This is a genomic window from Photorhabdus viridis, from assembly GCF_040256935.1.
GTDB lineage: Bacteria > Pseudomonadota > Gammaproteobacteria > Enterobacterales > Enterobacteriaceae > Photorhabdus > Photorhabdus viridis.
Window position 1 is genome coordinate 1 of sequence record NZ_JBEJZY010000056.1, and the last position, 16,513, is coordinate 16,513.

Annotated in this window: 21 protein-coding genes and 1 pseudogene; 10 read left to right on the top strand and 12 right to left on the bottom strand. The window is 43.7% G+C overall.

Annotation, left to right across the window (positions count from 1 at the left end):
• A partial coding sequence (locus ABR397_RS19450) for a gp53-like domain-containing protein (protein WP_455430662.1) occupies positions 1 to 277 on the top strand: 277 nt, incomplete at its 5' end.
• The gene (locus ABR397_RS19455; protein WP_350307179.1) at positions 278 to 724 is read left to right on the top strand and encodes a tail fiber assembly protein; all 447 of its coding nucleotides are present in this window, start codon (positions 278 to 280) and stop codon (positions 722 to 724) included.
• Between the two features lie 126 nt (positions 725 to 850).
• Here the strand turns inward: ABR397_RS19455 and ABR397_RS19460 are convergent, their stop codons facing one another.
• From ABR397_RS19460 to ABR397_RS19490, 7 genes and pseudogenes are all read right to left on the bottom strand, one after another.
• Entirely contained in the window at positions 851 to 1,135 is a 285-nt protein-coding gene (locus ABR397_RS19460) for a SymE family type I addiction module toxin (protein WP_350307180.1), read from the bottom strand.
• 142 nt (positions 1,136 to 1,277) lie between these two features.
• Positions 1,278 to 1,463: a helix-turn-helix domain-containing protein gene (locus tag ABR397_RS19465; RefSeq protein WP_021324738.1), complete on the bottom strand. Its 186-nt coding sequence runs from the start codon at positions 1,461 to 1,463 to the stop codon at positions 1,278 to 1,280.
• A 618-nt stretch (positions 1,464 to 2,081) separates the two neighbouring features.
• On the bottom strand, positions 2,082 to 2,402 hold the full coding sequence (locus tag ABR397_RS19470; protein ID WP_350307181.1) for a TA system toxin CbtA family protein: 321 nt from the start codon (positions 2,400 to 2,402) through the stop codon (positions 2,082 to 2,084).
• A 31-nt stretch (positions 2,403 to 2,433) separates the two neighbouring features.
• Positions 2,434 to 2,757 carry a type IV toxin-antitoxin system YeeU family antitoxin gene (locus ABR397_RS19475; RefSeq protein ID WP_350307182.1) on the bottom strand — a complete coding sequence of 108 codons (324 nt, stop codon included), beginning with the start codon at positions 2,755 to 2,757 and terminating at the stop codon, positions 2,434 to 2,436.
• A gap of 20 nt (positions 2,758 to 2,777) precedes the next feature.
• A pseudogene (locus tag ABR397_RS19480) lies at positions 2,778 to 2,982 on the bottom strand (DUF987 family protein).
• Positions 2,983 to 2,990: 8 nt separating this feature from the next.
• Complete coding sequence (radC, locus tag ABR397_RS19485; RefSeq protein ID WP_350307183.1) at positions 2,991 to 3,464, bottom strand: RadC family protein; 474 nt, start codon at positions 3,462 to 3,464, stop codon at positions 2,991 to 2,993.
• Positions 3,465 to 3,496: 32 nt separating this feature from the next.
• The gene (locus ABR397_RS19490; RefSeq protein WP_350307184.1) at positions 3,497 to 4,315 is read right to left on the bottom strand and encodes a DUF932 domain-containing protein; all 819 of its coding nucleotides are present in this window, start codon (positions 4,313 to 4,315) and stop codon (positions 3,497 to 3,499) included.
• A gap of 410 nt (positions 4,316 to 4,725) precedes the next feature.
• Between ABR397_RS19490 and ABR397_RS19495 the strand changes: the two genes are divergently transcribed.
• From ABR397_RS19495 to ABR397_RS19505, 3 genes are all read left to right on the top strand, one after another.
• Positions 4,726 to 5,397 (top strand): inovirus Gp2 family protein, encoded by a 672-nt coding sequence (locus ABR397_RS19495; RefSeq protein WP_350307185.1) that lies wholly within the window; start codon positions 4,726 to 4,728, stop codon positions 5,395 to 5,397.
• A gap of 322 nt (positions 5,398 to 5,719) precedes the next feature.
• Positions 5,720 to 7,132 carry a YfjI family protein gene (locus tag ABR397_RS19500; protein WP_350307186.1) on the top strand — a complete coding sequence of 471 codons (1,413 nt, stop codon included), beginning with the start codon at positions 5,720 to 5,722 and terminating at the stop codon, positions 7,130 to 7,132.
• A 263-nt stretch (positions 7,133 to 7,395) separates the two neighbouring features.
• Positions 7,396 to 7,674 carry a helix-turn-helix domain-containing protein gene (locus ABR397_RS19505; protein WP_350307187.1) on the top strand — a complete coding sequence of 93 codons (279 nt, stop codon included), beginning with the start codon at positions 7,396 to 7,398 and terminating at the stop codon, positions 7,672 to 7,674.
• 97 nt (positions 7,675 to 7,771) lie between these two features.
• Here ABR397_RS19505 and ABR397_RS19510 read toward each other — a convergent pair whose 3' ends face one another.
• The 5 genes from ABR397_RS19510 to ABR397_RS19530 all read right to left on the bottom strand — a co-directional run bounded on the left by ABR397_RS19510 (position 7,772) and on the right by ABR397_RS19530 (position 11,343).
• Positions 7,772 to 8,491: a hypothetical protein gene (locus tag ABR397_RS19510; protein ID WP_350307188.1), complete on the bottom strand. Its 720-nt coding sequence runs from the start codon at positions 8,489 to 8,491 to the stop codon at positions 7,772 to 7,774.
• Between the two features lie 77 nt (positions 8,492 to 8,568).
• On the bottom strand, positions 8,569 to 9,039 hold the full coding sequence (locus ABR397_RS19515; protein ID WP_350307189.1) for a hypothetical protein: 471 nt from the start codon (positions 9,037 to 9,039) through the stop codon (positions 8,569 to 8,571).
• Positions 9,040 to 9,099: 60 nt separating this feature from the next.
• Positions 9,100 to 9,816: a helix-turn-helix transcriptional regulator gene (locus tag ABR397_RS19520; RefSeq protein ID WP_350307190.1), complete on the bottom strand. Its 717-nt coding sequence runs from the start codon at positions 9,814 to 9,816 to the stop codon at positions 9,100 to 9,102.
• A 230-nt stretch (positions 9,817 to 10,046) separates the two neighbouring features.
• The gene (locus ABR397_RS19525) at positions 10,047 to 10,931 is read right to left on the bottom strand and encodes a GTPase family protein (protein ID WP_350307191.1); all 885 of its coding nucleotides are present in this window, start codon (positions 10,929 to 10,931) and stop codon (positions 10,047 to 10,049) included.
• A 172-nt stretch (positions 10,932 to 11,103) separates the two neighbouring features.
• Positions 11,104 to 11,343, bottom strand: coding sequence for a helix-turn-helix transcriptional regulator (locus ABR397_RS19530; RefSeq protein WP_350307192.1), 240 nt, complete (start codon positions 11,341 to 11,343; stop codon positions 11,104 to 11,106).
• 113 nt (positions 11,344 to 11,456) lie between these two features.
• Between ABR397_RS19530 and ABR397_RS19535 the strand changes: the two genes are divergently transcribed.
• The 5 genes from ABR397_RS19535 (at position 11,457) to ABR397_RS19555 (ending at position 16,483) form a co-directional block, all read left to right on the top strand.
• Positions 11,457 to 12,365 (top strand): hypothetical protein, encoded by a 909-nt coding sequence (locus ABR397_RS19535; RefSeq protein WP_350307193.1) that lies wholly within the window; start codon positions 11,457 to 11,459, stop codon positions 12,363 to 12,365.
• A 491-nt stretch (positions 12,366 to 12,856) separates the two neighbouring features.
• Entirely contained in the window at positions 12,857 to 13,603 is a 747-nt protein-coding gene (locus ABR397_RS19540) for a hypothetical protein (RefSeq protein ID WP_350307194.1), read from the top strand.
• Positions 13,593 to 14,168, top strand: a complete 576-nt coding sequence (locus ABR397_RS19545) for a hypothetical protein (RefSeq protein WP_350307195.1) — start codon at positions 13,593 to 13,595, stop codon at positions 14,166 to 14,168. The genes ABR397_RS19540 and ABR397_RS19545 overlap by 11 nt, the downstream gene beginning before the upstream one ends.
• A gap of 34 nt (positions 14,169 to 14,202) precedes the next feature.
• Complete coding sequence (locus ABR397_RS19550) at positions 14,203 to 14,610, top strand: hypothetical protein (protein ID WP_350307196.1); 408 nt, start codon at positions 14,203 to 14,205, stop codon at positions 14,608 to 14,610.
• Between the two features lie 355 nt (positions 14,611 to 14,965).
• Positions 14,966 to 16,483, top strand: a complete 1,518-nt coding sequence (locus ABR397_RS19555; RefSeq protein ID WP_350307197.1) for an ABC-three component system protein — start codon at positions 14,966 to 14,968, stop codon at positions 16,481 to 16,483.
• Positions 16,484 to 16,513 lie beyond the last annotated feature (30 nt).

The following is a 16,513-nucleotide window of genomic DNA, read 5'->3' on the forward strand; positions in this document are numbered from 1 at the left end:
ATCCGAAAATGGTTGGTGGCAATGTGGAGATACGGGGGTAATTATTCAATGGGTTAAAGTTCCATCAGCTCAACAATCATGGATAAAGGTAAATTATCCAATTTCTTTTAACAATAAGCTTTTTGGCTATATTGCAAGTATGTCGAGTATCAATACATCAACTGGCCACACATTAGTACGTAATGCAACACTATCGACATTTGAATATCAAGCAGGTACTCCCAACAATGATGAGAATCCAGGCAAAGTTGTACATATATTATTTGGGGGGGTATAAATGGTCTATTTTTCCAGAAAAGAATGTGCTTTTTATAATGAAGCTCATGAAGAGTGTGTTGAAATAACAGCAGAAAAACACAATGAATTACTTGACGGTCAATCACGCGGGTTTGCTATCGTCAGTGATAAAGAGGGTTATCCCATTCTTACAAAACAAGCACCGTCTGTTTATCACAAATGGGATAGTGAAAAGTGGATAATATTAGAGAGTGATAAAATAAAGCTCAGACGGGAACAGCAACAACAAGCAGAACATAAGAAACAGCAACTTATGCTCACTGTAAGTAAGCAGATCGCTCCGTTACAAGATGCTGTAGATTTGGGGATGTCGAGTGATGAGGAAAAATCGCTGTTAGCAGAGTTAAAAAAATATAGAGTATTATTGAACCGCGTTGATGTTAATTCAGCGTCAGATATTAACTGGCCCGAAAAATCCTTAGAATAATGGAATCAGGGCCAATTGAACCGACCTCCAATAGTTAGATAAGTCTAATCAAATATGGCTTTTTTGCACTACTCTGACTGAATCGTCCTCAAAATGTTGGATATAGTCCATTTATGCTTTAGTCTATTAGGTAATCATCAACCCACCAGGATAATACTTAATCCAGTCAATAGCAGCATTGGGGTTAAATGGCTCAATACTCAGTCCTTCCAGGCATTGCCAGAGTTCCTGGGTGTTCTGGGCTGTAATAACAATACAGTCCGGCATCACCCGGATTTTTAGTGGCATTCCGAAGGTAAATCCCGCCTCCTGTAACCATTTTCCTTTTAAAGAAATACCGTTTTTAGCTACCTTGCCAAAACGTTCAGCTTGGGAAATTCGGTGAATTGTTTTATTATCGCGTTTAGCCATAATTAACTACCTTATATAGTTAGTTGTGGTAAGCAGGGTTATCGGGTGCCCGCCCGGTAGCTCTGCGTCAGTGAAAATAGTTTCTCAATGTTGAATTATGAACTATAGGTCACCTTTCTGCAATAAAAATGTGACCTATAGTTTACCTGGGCTTTTTGTTTTCAGGCAGTCCATTGAGGGCGTCATTCCAGTGTTGATCCCGTTCTATATTATTCACTATTTTGCTGATCCATGTTTCTGATTTGCCCCACCGTATAGCCAGTTCGCGGCGCGTCCAGCCTTTTCGTTTCATTTCAGACTTAAACAATTCTGGCGGTATACGTTTCAAAATTACTCCACAAATATAAACTGTTTATCGACACATCATAGTATAGCCATTTCGCCGATAGGGTGACATTGGTAAATAAAATGACCGCTTAAGTGGCACAAGCCGAACTTCATGAGCATAGGATATGCCACACCAGAAATACCTATCACTAAGGTGATTGTTATATGAAGTTGGGTTACATGCATGCGTCAAAAACTGACGGTATCAAGTGCTGGATTTATGAATAATGCCCTATGAGGCAGAGATCTGGTGAGGCATTTTATTTTGTACTATGAATTATAAAATAGAGGTAGTTGCTGCTACAGACATAAAAAAACCAACCTAATTATGGTTGGTTTTTCCAAAAGCTCCGCGGCTCCTTTGCGTATCCTTTTGTGTCCCTTCATTGTCCGGTCAGTGTCCAATCAACTTTGCTAACTCACTGTTTTTAAAGCTGTTGTCCTATCACCGTCCCTACTAAATTGGCTGGCGGAGTCTGAATTGGTTGTGTAATTCATTGAATTTACTTTGGTAACTACTAGTTCAACTTTTCGCTGGTGCCTATTTAGGTGCCTAAAAGTTTTTTCACCCCTTTTTGAAGGGAAATAGAAGAGAGGTAGGGAAGAGGACTAACATGATTTAAGTGCTCATCAGCCCGGTAGCTCGTCTGGCTCTGAGAATATCGGTCGCGGTCAGAAATGATGTCTGTCCCTGCCAAGTAAACCCTTTGCGGTCAGTGCGAACCAGCTCATAGCGTTCTACCAGAAGATTCACCGCATCAGCAAGTGTTATTCCCGCCTCGATATGTTCTTCGATAGCTACGTCGTCGTGGAATGGCGTGTCGTTGAGTTTGAGGCCGTAATGGTGCTCCAGCAGATACGTTAACAGTTGCTGCCAGACCTGTACGGGCGACAGGCGTGACGAAACCGGCACCGTGACCGGTAGAGATGAAATGTGCATGAGTTCGGTCCTGATAAAAGAAGAGAAGGTGTTACCTGGTTGCAGATGCCTGAGGATAAATAACGATGTAAACATAGCCATGAGAGCCGAGAGTGTCAGCTTCACAGGTGAGTCCGTTATGATGCAACGTGACGCAATGCTGATGGCGCGGGTTCAGTTCACCGGTTGTCAGCATCAATTCAAGCTGTTTCATCACTAGCGGAAACGCCTGATCCAGACGTAGCGCCTCCTCCTCGTTAAACGCACCGCTAATATCTGCACGGTCCGCCAGAAAATGCAGGCGACAGCCTTCCTGCACAAGCCTTGCACCGAAGCACGGCGAGATGTCGCGCTTCAGTCCCCATGAATTTTGCATTTTCGACTCCTTATTTAGTGTCAATTGGTGATGATGCACATCAGGCGTGTATAAGGACCGTGGTTGTCTCGACGACGCTCTGCGTAAACCGCAAGCACGCCGGAAATCTCCGCGACATCCTGACCGGTGTAATGACTGGTATTTGCCCGTGCAGTAGTGAAAGATCCGGGAATCCGGATGCTGTCGCTGAATTGCCATCGCGGCCTTTTTATCAATGATTTTCATGGTTAGCCTCATAGCCAGCCACGTTCAGCAAAAGAAAGCACATCACCCTTACCAACAATAAGATGGTCCAGCACCCGCACCTCTACTATTGCTAGCGCTTTCACCAGGTGTTGAGTGATGTTTCGATCCTGTTTACTAGGCTCTGTTTCTCCGGATGGATGGTTATGGGCCAGAATCACAGCGGCAGCGTTATGGCGTAGTGCCAGTTTCACAACTTCGCGTGGATGGACTTCAGTATGGTTAATCGTGCCCGTAAAGAGCGTCTCGCATACCAGAAGACGGTTCTGATTATCGAGATATAAAACAAGAAAAACTTCGCGCTCCTGCAGGGCAAGACGCAGTTGTAGCCAGGTTTTGGTGAAGGCAGTGGAATTAAATTTTTCACCAGGCGTGCGCTGATATTTTTCCAGTAATTGGAGTGCGCGACGAATGGTCCGTGCTTCCGTTACCGGAAGATCAGGAGGTAGATTTATCTCTGACATGACAGGGCCTTGTAGGTAATAGTAAAAATCGTTTATGAAGCGAGTTGAAGCATATTTTCAGCCATCACCCACAGAGCGCGATTGAGCTTTACATCTCCATCGATACCTTTGACGGCGCGAGTTTGAGCACGTTTACCTTTCGTCGTTCGTCCCGACAGCCCGCCTTTTATCAAGTTTTCCTGAATGCGTTGGTAAGTGGTCCACAGGTCATTGCTCTCATCCTGCCAGCGGCGCGGGGAAAGGATCTGCGACTCCGTCACCGGCTGATGCTCTTCACCAAAGCGATAGGTTAATGCCGCTTTCGCCATCGCCTGTTGTGCTGGTGGTGGTAACAAAAGCGACTGCATGGCATCGCGTTTCTCTTCCACCCGGTCAAATATCCCCAGCACTTCGTAAGCCCCTTCAATGACTTTCTCCACTACGTTGCCCTTGTGTGGCACGCGTACCTCGCCAAAAGTCTCACCGCAAATCAGCCCGTTCTGGCACACTGACCTGAATAGCCCAGGTAGCATCTGATAACTGGATGAGCCATCGTGTGAGTTAAGCAAAATAATTTCCGGTACCTGCTGACCGGTAATTTGCCCCTCCCGGCGCAGACGCAGCATGTGCTTCGTATGTTCACGTTTATCGGGATTACGTACGCGAGTCTGACAGGCAAAGAACGGCTGAAAGCCTTCCCGCTGCAGGTTATCGAGCAGGGTGATGGTCGGGATGTACGTGTACCGGTCGCTACGGGACTCATGTTTCTCTTCGCTGAAAACGCTGGGTACATAGTGCGCTAGTTCATCGCGGGTTAATGGACGATCACGGCGAACGAGATTGACTGCACCAAAGCGGCTTGCTAATCGCATGGAATAACTCCTTATTAATAAATATAAATAAATCCCTTGTTCATGATGGAGCAAGAGTTGTATGTTTTTGATGATAAAATAACGTTGTATTCGGTTGGGTAATATAGATGTGATTTAAATCCTATCGGATTTTTTTATTATCCATTATATGTGATAACTCCAGACCAAAATTTAATATATTGAAGTTTAAATTAGTCAGAAATAATAGCTTTCTTCTTTTATTGTCATTTTTACGATTTGTGGATAGTTAATGGCGTTTGTCTATGTAGGGATCATGGATGGGTTATTGTTAAGTGATAATAGATTAGTTATAACAGGACTCATACTAAGTAAATGTCATGACGTAGTTACTTTATGTTAGTAATGTAAATTGAAGATTTAAATGATGCAATCAGTGGTGAGAGTAGATTATGTATTGTAATATAACAGACTTGGTTCCGAAAACTATTCAGTATAAATATATCAAATCCCATGGCCCCCTAAATAAATATCAGCTAAAGCGGATAGAGCAGACAATTGATAAAGCACTGGATGAATACCCTAGGGTGCTGGCGATAAGAGTGGAGCTTCATATGCCTGTATGCAGGCCGCTCTGCGATATGCTCCTTGCAGATGATTATGCCAGAACAGATGCCGCTGCAATCTCACGGTTCAATGCTTCACTTAATGCGAAGATAAAGCACTATGAGCTTAAACAGAAAAACGCAGGTAAGCGGGTACGTGAAACTTCATCTCGTATTGTGTGGGCGAGGGAGTTCTGTCCTACGAATAATAAAAAACACTATCACGTTTTGCTTCTACTTAACCGGGATGCTTTTAATAGTCTTGGTTCGTTTGAGGGTAATAACGGAATATTACTTCGTCTTATTCGTGCAGCATGGATGAGTGCAATTGGTTTAATTTATCCAAAGAATAAAGAGTTGGTAAAGATACCTGAAAATCCATGCTATTACGTAAATATAAAAGACGGCAAACTAAGTGAGGCTTACAGAAAACTAATATTTCGCTCAAGTTATCTTGCTAAAGAGAAAAGTAAATGTTTTACAGATGGAGAACGAAACTTTGGTTGCAGTATTAAGTGAAAAAACACGGTGAATTATAAGGCAGGTTAGCTAGTAGTTTTTTTAATTAATCTAGAAAATCAATTATGTTGCCAGGGTTTGTCTGGTGAATATCAGGTGTTATTCTGTAAGGGCCTCTCGGTTATAAACATAAAACATTGTTAAATAATTATTGAGAGTCGCGAGGTTTAATTGTTTGCAATTTCTATGATGCTTGCGGATTGATGTTTTAAACTAATTCAGTCCGATACAATCTAATTACTCTGAGGTGGCTTCACAACATAAATTTTAATGTTTAAGTTGCTCTCCTGCTCTTCATCCAAAGGATTCACAGGAGATAAAAATGAACACGAACCAGAGTAATACGGATTTCTCGAAACTTAATTTCCCACCACTTTTCGAGGAGGTAGCACAGGCCACACAAGCCATAACGCATGCACCGGCAGAGTTGATCGCAGGAGTACAGTTGTCGGTAATGTCGCTCGCCGCTCAGGCTGTGGTTGTGTTTGAACATAGTGATGGAAGAAGAAGCCCTGTGTCTCTTTACAGCATTGTTCTGGCTGAATCAGGAGAAAGAAAAACAGCAGTGTTAAATCTACTACAAAAACCGATAGAAGACTTTCAGAAAAAACAACTGAAGAATTATGAGGAGAAAATAAATGTCTATGAAGCTGATTTGCAGTCATGGACTGTCATTAACAAAACTATTACCCGCCAGATTAGGAAAAATCTCGAGAAAGGAGATGATAGTGTTTCTGAGCAGGAGAAATTGAGAAAGCATTACATTAATAAACCAACCCCCCCAAAGCGACCAAAGCTTTTATACAGGGATGCGACACCTGAGGCTATTATCCAGGGACTGGTTGAAAGCATAGGCACATCTGGTCTAAGCTCCGATGAAGACGGTGTGATTCTTAATGGGCGAGCGATGGGTAATACGCCTCTTTTTAATCAACTCTGGGATGGTGGGGGGGTTGATGTGGAGCGTAAAGGGCATCGACTGAACATTGATGATGCACGGCTAATGACGCTTATTGTCACGCAGAAAAATGAGTTGATTTTATTCAGGAAAAAGCATGGAGCTCGTGTTCAGGGGAATGGTTTTTTTGCCCGTTGTCTGTGGTCTGTAACTACATCAACGCAGGGTATAAGAACTCATCAACCTGATGTTCAGGTAAATACCAGCGTTCTGGATAAATTTAACAAACGTGTTGAGGAATTACTTGAACAAACGCTTGCCGGAACCACTCCTTATGTTCTGCATTTTTCTGCTGACGCGCAGAGTCGCTTTGCACAGTATCAAAATGAAATTGAGCAAAGGATATTAACAGAGAAAGGAAGGCATGATGCACTACCGGGAATTTTATCAAAGCTTCCTGAGAATGCGGTAAGGCTGGCAGCATTGATGCATTTTTTTTATGAGTTTGAGGGTGATGAGATTAATGTAGGAACACTAACCCATATTTTTATGATTATGGAATATTATTATCAACAAGCAGTGAATATATTGACTACCAGCCTGAGTTCCGATGAGGAGGATGCCAAAAGGCTCTGGGAGTGGTTGATGACAGGCCCTTTCTCGACTTCTTCATCTGTCGTGAAATCAGAGATAAGACGTCATGCGCCCTACCAGCTACGTGATGTAGTCCGCTATAACAAAGCATTAATATATCTTGAGGAGACTGGTAGGGTATATATAACAAAGTTCAAAAACGGCAACGGTACTGTCAGTCAAATGGTGCATATCAATCGTTAATGTATGATATGCGCAACTTTCTCTCTGCTTTTCCTGCTCCGAAGAGCAGAAATCGCAGGGGGGTATTGCCAGAAAAATTATTCTTAATGAAAAGCACACTCTGTATCCGTATTTGAAAAAAATAGACGGAGCGGTGTAAATCTTACGGTTAATATTTAACTCAAGCCATATGACTGACAGATACATGCTGAGTTTTTTATTATCTGTGAAGCAAAATGCTTTGCTGGATGACATTTTGATTTTCTGTATGGTAGGAGTGATTGATGATTAGGTGCTACCTGAACAGACTGATGGGTGAACGCAGATTAAAGGTTGCTGATGTGGTACGTGATACCGGCCTTCCCCGTAGTACTATTACAGCGCTCTGGAAAGATAATGCTACCCGGATTGAGTTGCCAGTGCTAAGCATTCTCTATCGTTATTTTAATTGTGCTGTAAGTGAGTTACTGGAGTTTAGTTCGGATGAAAATCACGTTGAATTATCTCGTCTAGGAAATAATTCAAATAATGTTTTACCTCGTGTCTGGTTTATGCGTAAATAAGACAAAATCATTAATGGTCTGGATTTTTTGTGTTAATGATTTTGTCATTGTTATTTTTAGGTATGTTGCTTTTTACCAAAATTTTGTTTATTCATGACTACCATTTTAAATAATTACAGGCGGCAGTGTCTGCTCTATATGAACAGTTCATTTTAGCTGCTTCGTAGCCGATTAAACCTATAATGGGGTTATTGTTCTCATTGTTATTGTAAATATCTTTTAAAAGGTTATCTCCTTGTTGGCTGGCCCAGCGCTGAGACTCATTATTAAAATCAAAATAATATTTTGCTGAGAGCAGTTGGACGGATTGTTCTGTACCAGGCAAAACGCTCCAGATAATAATTTGCTTAACTTTGATGATTTTATTTCCAGCCAGTTTTTTAGCAGCACTTAAACCTTCTTTCAATTTTGAATTGTCTGGTTCTTTCTTAAAGCAATAAGGATCACTTCCATTGGTGACACAGGCCTCATTATATTGGTCTATAGAGCGCTTTGCGCTTTCTATCAAACTGGCGTAACCATTAGCAAATCGAGTCATTTCTCTTTTCCAAATATCATTAGTTGCAGATGCTGACATATCACACGTATAAGTTACGGTTAGGCGTCCTTGCTCATCGGCTCCATCTTCCCATTGAAAGGATTCACATCGCTGGCGATGCTCTAATGCGGTCCCCAGGGTTCTGGTTGAATCGATATTTGATAATACCTGTGATTTTATAATTTTCTGATTGTCTGAAGCAGATACGTCATCACAGCCAGCAAGAATAAATATTGAGCAGCCGATAAATAATCCAGTAAGTACTTTTCGTTTAAACATGAGTGATTCCTTTTGAAGTTTTGTTAAATTATTCGGGCTTGACTAAATTAGGCCTGATAAGGCGATTTAATCTGGTTTTAATGAATGAAGGGCACATGTTCGATGCCTTTATAAAGTAAATTGCTCCTGGCATTGATCGTATCGGTCAGACAGGCGTGACTTTCAATTTCTTTACCCATAGGGTTCATGATACTGATATAAGCCTCAGGTTGACCTCTGTATTGTTCATATGCGATCGCAATAGCGCCTTCTATATCCTCTCCAGTTCCTCGCAACACAAAGACTCTATTGTCAGTAACATCATTTACTGTGATGGACTGCTGCGCTTCACCTGAATTTGTATCCAGTTTGATGACTGCGCTACCTTTATCAGAACTTTTATCCTGTGATTTAAAGGTAATATATACGGTGTCTTTTTTATGACTCAGTGTCATAACCTCACCCGTATCAAGTGTGCATTTTAGATCCCAGTTTTCCTGACTAGCCTGCGAAGAACAGTTCAACAACATGAGCAGATATAAAGATGCTTTCATTTTTACAATATTCATATAACCTGCTGATTAAGTGGGGGATTATTGTTAATTGATGAGGCTGCTCCTCATTTAATACTATTTATCTGATGAATAATATTTTTTATATGAACGATGATTAGCCGAGTTCATTACATCATGGATATAAGGAAAATGAGGTAAGGATGCGATGAACCGCTCACCCGCAGTGAGATGGCAGATGTCATCTCTGCGCACAAAACTTTCTGTAGTTAACTTCACTTGGTTGATGCTGGCCACTGGAATAACCCTGATTATTTCGGCCTGACAGGCAACTAAATACCAATTGCCTTCCGTGTGAATAAGACGATAAGGTTCAAAGACCGCGTGAGAATCCCCGCCAGTCAGCAAATGAATACAGTTTTGCTGACAGATCGCCTGTATCAGCCGCTGAAAGCATTCTGATGACACAACCGAGTCAGAATGCGATGAAGGCCAGATAAGGCAGGGAGAATATGACGTTTCACCAGTGAGGTAATGCATCAACCTGCGGTCAGGCGACGGAAATAATTGAGTGATACCGGTGTTGCGCATAAATGCCAGAACATCTAACGAACTGTCTGTAAAGCGTTTCCCGACAAGCCGCCAGCGTCCATTCTCACTGACGATATTAAGGTGGAGTAGTCGCTGGTGGAAATCTCGCTGCAGCGTTCGTTCAGATACTCCAAACTCTTCTGCCAGGGTTTTAAGGTCAAGAGACTCTCCTGACAGTAATCGGCTGATAATCTGTGTCAGCCTGATGGCAAACCGGTCATAACGAGTCGATGTATTGTTCATCAGAAAAATATCCATGGATAACTTACTGTTTTTCATGATGTTATTATGAATCATGAGCACGACAGGATATGTCGCAGTAACGGAAGGAATAGAGAAAAAACGTCCAGACAAATAATTAAGTAATATCCTGATTAACAATAACTATTTTTTTCAGAGACAGAACTGAAGCAGGTCGCGACATATCCTGTCGCCAAAATTCATAATTCTCAGGCGGCCAGTGGACAGGTGTATCAGAAAAACCAGTACCACATTGCGGTAGCTGCATTCTCCAGCCCTTCTCTGAGCACTCCCAGCCCGTTGCGTATCACGTTGGGGAGAGGAATGGCCTCTAGAATCCTGCTCAATAATTCTCCCAGCAAATTCGCAAAATCCTTTCGGGCCTTCGTCTCTGATTCTTTGGTGCGATGTTCTTTCCTGATCTGTCGAAAGACGCCACTGGTAGCCTCTGGTGGCAGGGCAAAAATCATTGTTTCTACCATGCGAGACATGTTGTAACCGGTTTTTGCTGAAACAGCATGCACCGGGTAAGGGGTAAAGAACTGGCGGGAAACGGCAGCACTTCTGGCTGTGAGCGTCATGAGTTGCTCCACTGAAGGAGATCCTTTTTCACGATCCCATTCCAGTGATGGCTCGGCTTTGTCAGCCTGGTTGATAACAAAAACAATGCTGTCTGTCGATACGCCACAATCCAGTAGAAAACGATGGAACTCTTCGTCTGTGGCACAGGCCCGGTCATCGGCTTTCATCACCCAGAGGATGAGATCCAGCTTCGGCAACTGTTCATGGTACATCTGGCGGTATATCTCATCATGCTTCAGCGATTCACCCGCACCAGGCAGATCGACCAGCGTCAGGCTGCGTCCTCCCGCGTTCAGGGTAAAGTGCAAAGGTCTACGTGTACAGCCTTCTGCATGACTGACCGGGCTGAGAGGATGTTCAAAAAGGGCATTGCAAAGCGAGGATTTTCCGCTCTCTGTTTTGCCCATGATGCCAATCACTGGTTCGTAATGAATGCTCTGGCGTATATGCTCCAGCACCACACTGGATATATGCCCAGGAAGAATGGATAAATGTTGCTTCAGTACATTAATGCCCCGTTCAATGGAATCAGACACGTAGCCTCCGGAATGAAATAAAATCGATACAGCAACATCGCTGTCTGGTATTCACTGCGGTAATACAGGTCTGTTTTTTTTTGCATTCGAATTACGGGGAGGAATGTGGTTTTGTGGCGCGAGCCGGGGGGCGATGCCTCCGGTTCGCTGATGTGATGCAGATAGGTCAAATCTAACGTTGCGTTAACCATTCGTCCAGGTCTGACTCCAGCCAGCCAACGGATTGCCTTCCCAGGCGTTTTTGTTTTGGGAACGTTTCGTCGTAGCGTGGTGATTTTGGGTTAAGCCAGTCGTATATGGTTGAGCGTGAGATTCCCATTTTTTTTATGACATCTTTTAGCCTCAAGATCCTCAGTGAATCAGGAATGTTTCCGTGACCGGCTTTATGTGAGGATGGGTGGTTTTGTAACATATAGGCTTCCTTCGTATGCGTTTGTTCAGGTAGGCTCATGTTGCCGACATAGCCAAATTCGGCATACACTCGAAGTAAAAGGAGAATGAATTTACTCGAGGGGTTTACTTTTTATGAAAAATGTGAAGATGAGTTTTTTTGATGATTTTTATCTACAGCTTTGTGCCGCTTTTGAAAGCAAGTTTCTTGAGCTGGGAAGGAAACTTGAAGCTGAGAAGAAAGGGGAATGCCAGGACATTCTGCGTACGTTCAGGCAAAGCGCTCACGATAAAATTGAAGAATTTAAAATTATTGAATTGGCTAAAAAACAGGGTCAACCTGATTTGGATATGGCTTGTGATGATAATATTCGCTACTCAAAAGAGTTTGTAGATATTCATGGGGTAATGGTTGAGAAGCCTTCTATTTATAAAAAAAAGTATGAAGAAGTTCGGGGTGAGAATCGTAGCAACATGGTTGGTCATAAACTGACAGGGCTTGCGAGACTATTTGATACGCATTATGAATCTTTATATATCTCTATGGCTGTCGAAGATTTTTACTGGGCACATTTTCAATATGAATCAGGTAATGAAAAGGAGGGCTGTGAATTCCTGCTCGATGCATTTTCTTATATTAATAGCTGCATTTCACGTGATGATAGTACAGAGTCACAGGAGTATCATAGATTCAGGCGTGATTTCGATAAGGTATGCAGGAAAATTAATTCAAGCATGGGAGGGAAGAATAAACTGCAAGATCTTGAGCACCTGAAGCCTTGTGTTGTTATTTGTGTTGAGAATCTTTCTGATTTAAATGATGTTCCTGTTGGCGGATGGAAAACGAAGAAAGAATTTTTTGAATACATAATCCCCGTTCTCTGTGAATATGATAAAAAAATAAATTCTGACAGATGTGGTGATACGGGGAGCAGGGAAGAATCTATCCGTACCAAACTCGACATATGGTCAAGGGGGGAGCTTAAAGATGTAATCAATAAGGTGTTAAGATCCAAAAAAGTTAGTAGTTTCATTGCTCGTTAAACAGTATCAGAGGGGCTGGAAGGTTAGACTATATTCAGGGCGGGCGGAGTAATGCAAAACGTGTAGTAGTCCCTGTTTGAAGCGAACAGACTACAACCAGAAAATCTGGTACTCAGATGATCCTGACAGTATAAACATGGAAATGAATATCAATTATCTGCGTACTCTGTCAGCGAAACCGCGATCGGCATCGTCGCGCCATGCTCGCATATTACTAGGGTGTGCGTTTTCCACAAGCTGGGCTGGTCAGATCACAGAATAAAAAAATTGAATTTTGTATTCTACAGAAAGAGAAAGTAATTGAATTTACTGATGATAAGCGCACCCGTGAAATGGCCGAGGCCGAGGATCCTTAGTCGCCGGATAGCGATTTGATTAAAATTAAGAATGTGTGGTGTCCTCTGGCGGAATACTTCATTGTAGAAGTCATTCTCCGTAACGGTGGATAAGTGAATAGGTTTACGTGGTAACTGTGAAGCGAAAGGAGAACAGTGAAACTGTACGAAAACGTGGTGATTGGTAATTTTCTCTATGGATTGGGCGTTTCCATAGGAAATCGGCTTAAATCCGGATACCTTCCGGGGGCTGTCAGTTTGTTGCAGCAGACTCCCGAGGACAAGGCGTTGGGGGATGTCCTGCTCGAATTTCCCGGTACACTGCGTCTTATCGAATTCAAGGCACAGGGGAATCGTTCAACAAAGGAACGTCGCCGTCACAATAAATTATCGACGATCCTAAATGACAAACAGAAATTTCGGGATATTTCTTGTAGAGAGCAGGAAATGCTGAGTATTTCCCGCCGAGTCCACTGGTACATGGAAACAGCACCGTCCCCTCTGAAAGGAGTTGAAGCTTTTTTTTCTCCTTATCTTGATGCCTTCGACACAGGGAAACCAGCGAAGCAACTCTTCGCACTGGAAAAATACATTGAATCCGTGGCTGATGATGTGGTTACGTCGAGGAATGATGAACGAGATGTGCAGGAGAAGGAGTATCTGAAACTTGTACGCTGGTGCCAGGGCGTGGGCGAGACAGGCGCTGGAGCGTTGATTGTCATTGTGGGTGCTGGCGGCGGTATGGAGTTTGTCGCGCTGGAAGATTTGATGGCGTTGAACATGTCTTATGGAAAATGGGTGACATACAGACAAGAAATGGAGTTACGGCTGGAGAGGGCGTTGGAAATGGAGCTTAAGCAAAAAGAACTGAAGATGGAGCGAGGGTGGGAATATGGGCGATAACGTGGAAAAACGTTTGACAGATCATGATGTCCAATTGTTCTTTGATGCGGCAGAAACACTGCGGGAAGCCGCAGAGTGCGATGGTGAGAAGGCCAGGAAGGCAACGGCAGAATTGGCTTCTTTCATCAACCGGTTAGATGCTCGTCTCAAAAGGCTGGAAAACGATGTCTCTCACAAAATAAATGGCTCAGCGGAAATGACTGCCAATCGTGCGGCTGAGCTGTTGAGTGTCCAATTTCGACAGGCGAATGAGGCGGCCCAGAGAGCAACAGAGCAGTACCAGGAAGCGGCAAAAAACCTCAACTTTAGAAACTGGTTCTATATCTTGGGTACTCAGATTGTACTGGTGTTGGTTTTTATCGCATCCATTATGTTTTTGGTGCCTTCTCTAGATGAAATACAGCAACGCCGGGCGCAAATGGCCGATTTAAATGAGCAACTTGATGGCGTTCCATTGCACTGGGGAATGTGTGGTAAAGAAAAATGTTTCCGCACAGATGAACGCAGTGGCAAGGGAGCCAAAGGTGCTGATGGCAACACCTGGCGCGTTCCCTGGAAAGGGTAACAATACTCATATCCATTAGCTCTGACGTAACTTTATGCAATCAATCCAGTTCGATCTCTACAAACTTGGGTGGAAGGCTTTCGAAGATCTCATTTCGTGCATCCTGAAAGAAACTCTTGGGCAGACGTTCCAGGTATTTTCTGACGGTGTTGATGGCGGTCGTGATGGCGCTTTCTATGGCTCTTGGTCGGAGACTAGTTCCGGCGAGATCATGAACGGTAGTTTTACCGTTCAATGCAAACATACCAGCAAACAAGACATGAAGCTGCCGAAGGGTGTGATTTGTGATGAGCTTCCAAAGATCGAGCGGCTACACATGAATGTCAAACTCACTATAAAATCTTTGCCCATTCAGTTAGCATATCCTTCATTTCTTCGGGGCAAAAAATGCAATAAGGAAAATCTGAATGCTCAGAAGGTTCCGGTTAGAGCGGAAGTCTGACTATGAAAAGCTGGTGATTGCTCAGCGTCTGGCGGACATGCTTGAGAAATTCTTAAGTGGAAGGCTGGCCCCTCTGTCGATTGGTGCTGAACAAGGTGGCATTGAGGAGTGGGACGATGTGGTCATCATGCACACCACAGACCACTATGAGCATTTACAGATTAAGCGCCAGTCGACTGACTTTTGTACCAAAGATCCTGATAAAGCTGTACAACTCGCTAAAAAACCCAGAAAGGGTTCCTCGCCCATCTCCCCGACCAATTCCGTTTTAGACTCGGCGTTTTCCAGTCTTGCCAGAATCGCGAAAGCGGGAAAACTTGATGAATCTCCCAACCGTGAGTTCAGACTCACCCTCGTGGGTCTGCATCTGCAGATAAAAGATAATTTTTCAGTCAATCATTTAGAAGAAGTCTGTGATCTTTGTCGTCAAAAAGGACTCAGTATAGAGGAATTAGCTAAGCGTCAGGATGGTCCAACCACGAGGGCTTATTTATGGCTAACAACTTGGTGTGGATTCGAAGACTGGAGTCAGATACGAAATGTGCTTCGCCTGGTTAAAATCAATTGTATCGGTAACGATGCGACATTAAAAGATCGGACAATTCACTCGCTTGGTCGTTACTTCAGCGATCCGAATCGTACACTGGACCGTTTAATTACCTATATCGCGGCAGAAACATCTGACGTAGCAGCCTTGGGATGCCATGACGTCGTCCAGGAACTGCGAAGTGAACTGCGCCCTGATGTTGAAACCTGGGTGCAGTATCAGTTAAGCGCCGGTTCTACTATGGCTAGTAAAGCTTGGTCATTAGCCGGAACGCTTGATCTTGCCGGTTCAACAGAAAGGTCCGCAAAAGGGGTCGTTGAGCACATGTGGAGTCGTGAGCCCGGCAACCGCAAGCTCAGAGTGTATGCCAATTACGCCCCCCCAGCAGGCGATAATCTGACTCTTCTTTCTGCCATTGTGCGTATGGCTTTGCATTTACCCCAAGGCAGTCAGGGGCTGATGTTAGGTGAACCAGCGTGGCGCAGTAGCGTTGGTTATGAAATTGGACACACACTTGGCTGTGCAGAACATGACTTCAGCGACCTACCTTGGCTTGAAAATGCCGAACGCCTATCGTGTGCACAGGATTATGAATTTAAGACATTAAATGCTGCTCGAGGAGAAGCTGAAGCGCTTGCTAAAGCCATGGACGACGTGCTGTGGCAACACCTTCTTCAAGGGGTTTCAGAAAAGCTTGGCTCAATCTCAGATTCGGCGCTAGCAGATGCGATGGAGACGGTTTGGCAGTCATGGCTGGGCGGGTTCGCCGCTGCACCTGAAAACCGCCGAAAATTCATGGATCAGCTTCTCTATCCGAAAACTGAGAGAAAAAATGAAAAGCATGCTCTTCGCCTGGGCCTTCGTACTTTAAATCTTCTTGTTACCGCTGTTGAAACCTTATTACTGGTTGCAGTGGGTTTGCCTGAGGGCAGTAATAACTGGGAATCTTTTCAGGAAGGTGGCCCAGTATTGAGCATTGCTCTTAAGTACTGGTCTGGTCCTGCGGGTGGTTTTTCGGGAGTACGTAAGCTTTCTGACGATCCGTTAATAGACGTTATTGGCCCTAATCCAGATCCCATCGTTATCTTATCGGGTGTGAGTACATCCCCATCAGAATTATTGAATATAGGAATGGCTGACGACGCAGAGACCGCGACCAGTATGGCCGCGGAGCGTCAACCTCACCTGCTCGTCACGCGGTCTGGTATGTTTCGTCATTTACATAACGGAACACTTGACTCCGTACGCCAACATTTCACTAAGCAGTGGCAAGATCGAAAGCTCGCTCGTGAATCGGCCATTGAGAAGAATGTGAAGGGATCCTGAAATGCCGACAATCCAAGAACTCGTTACTGC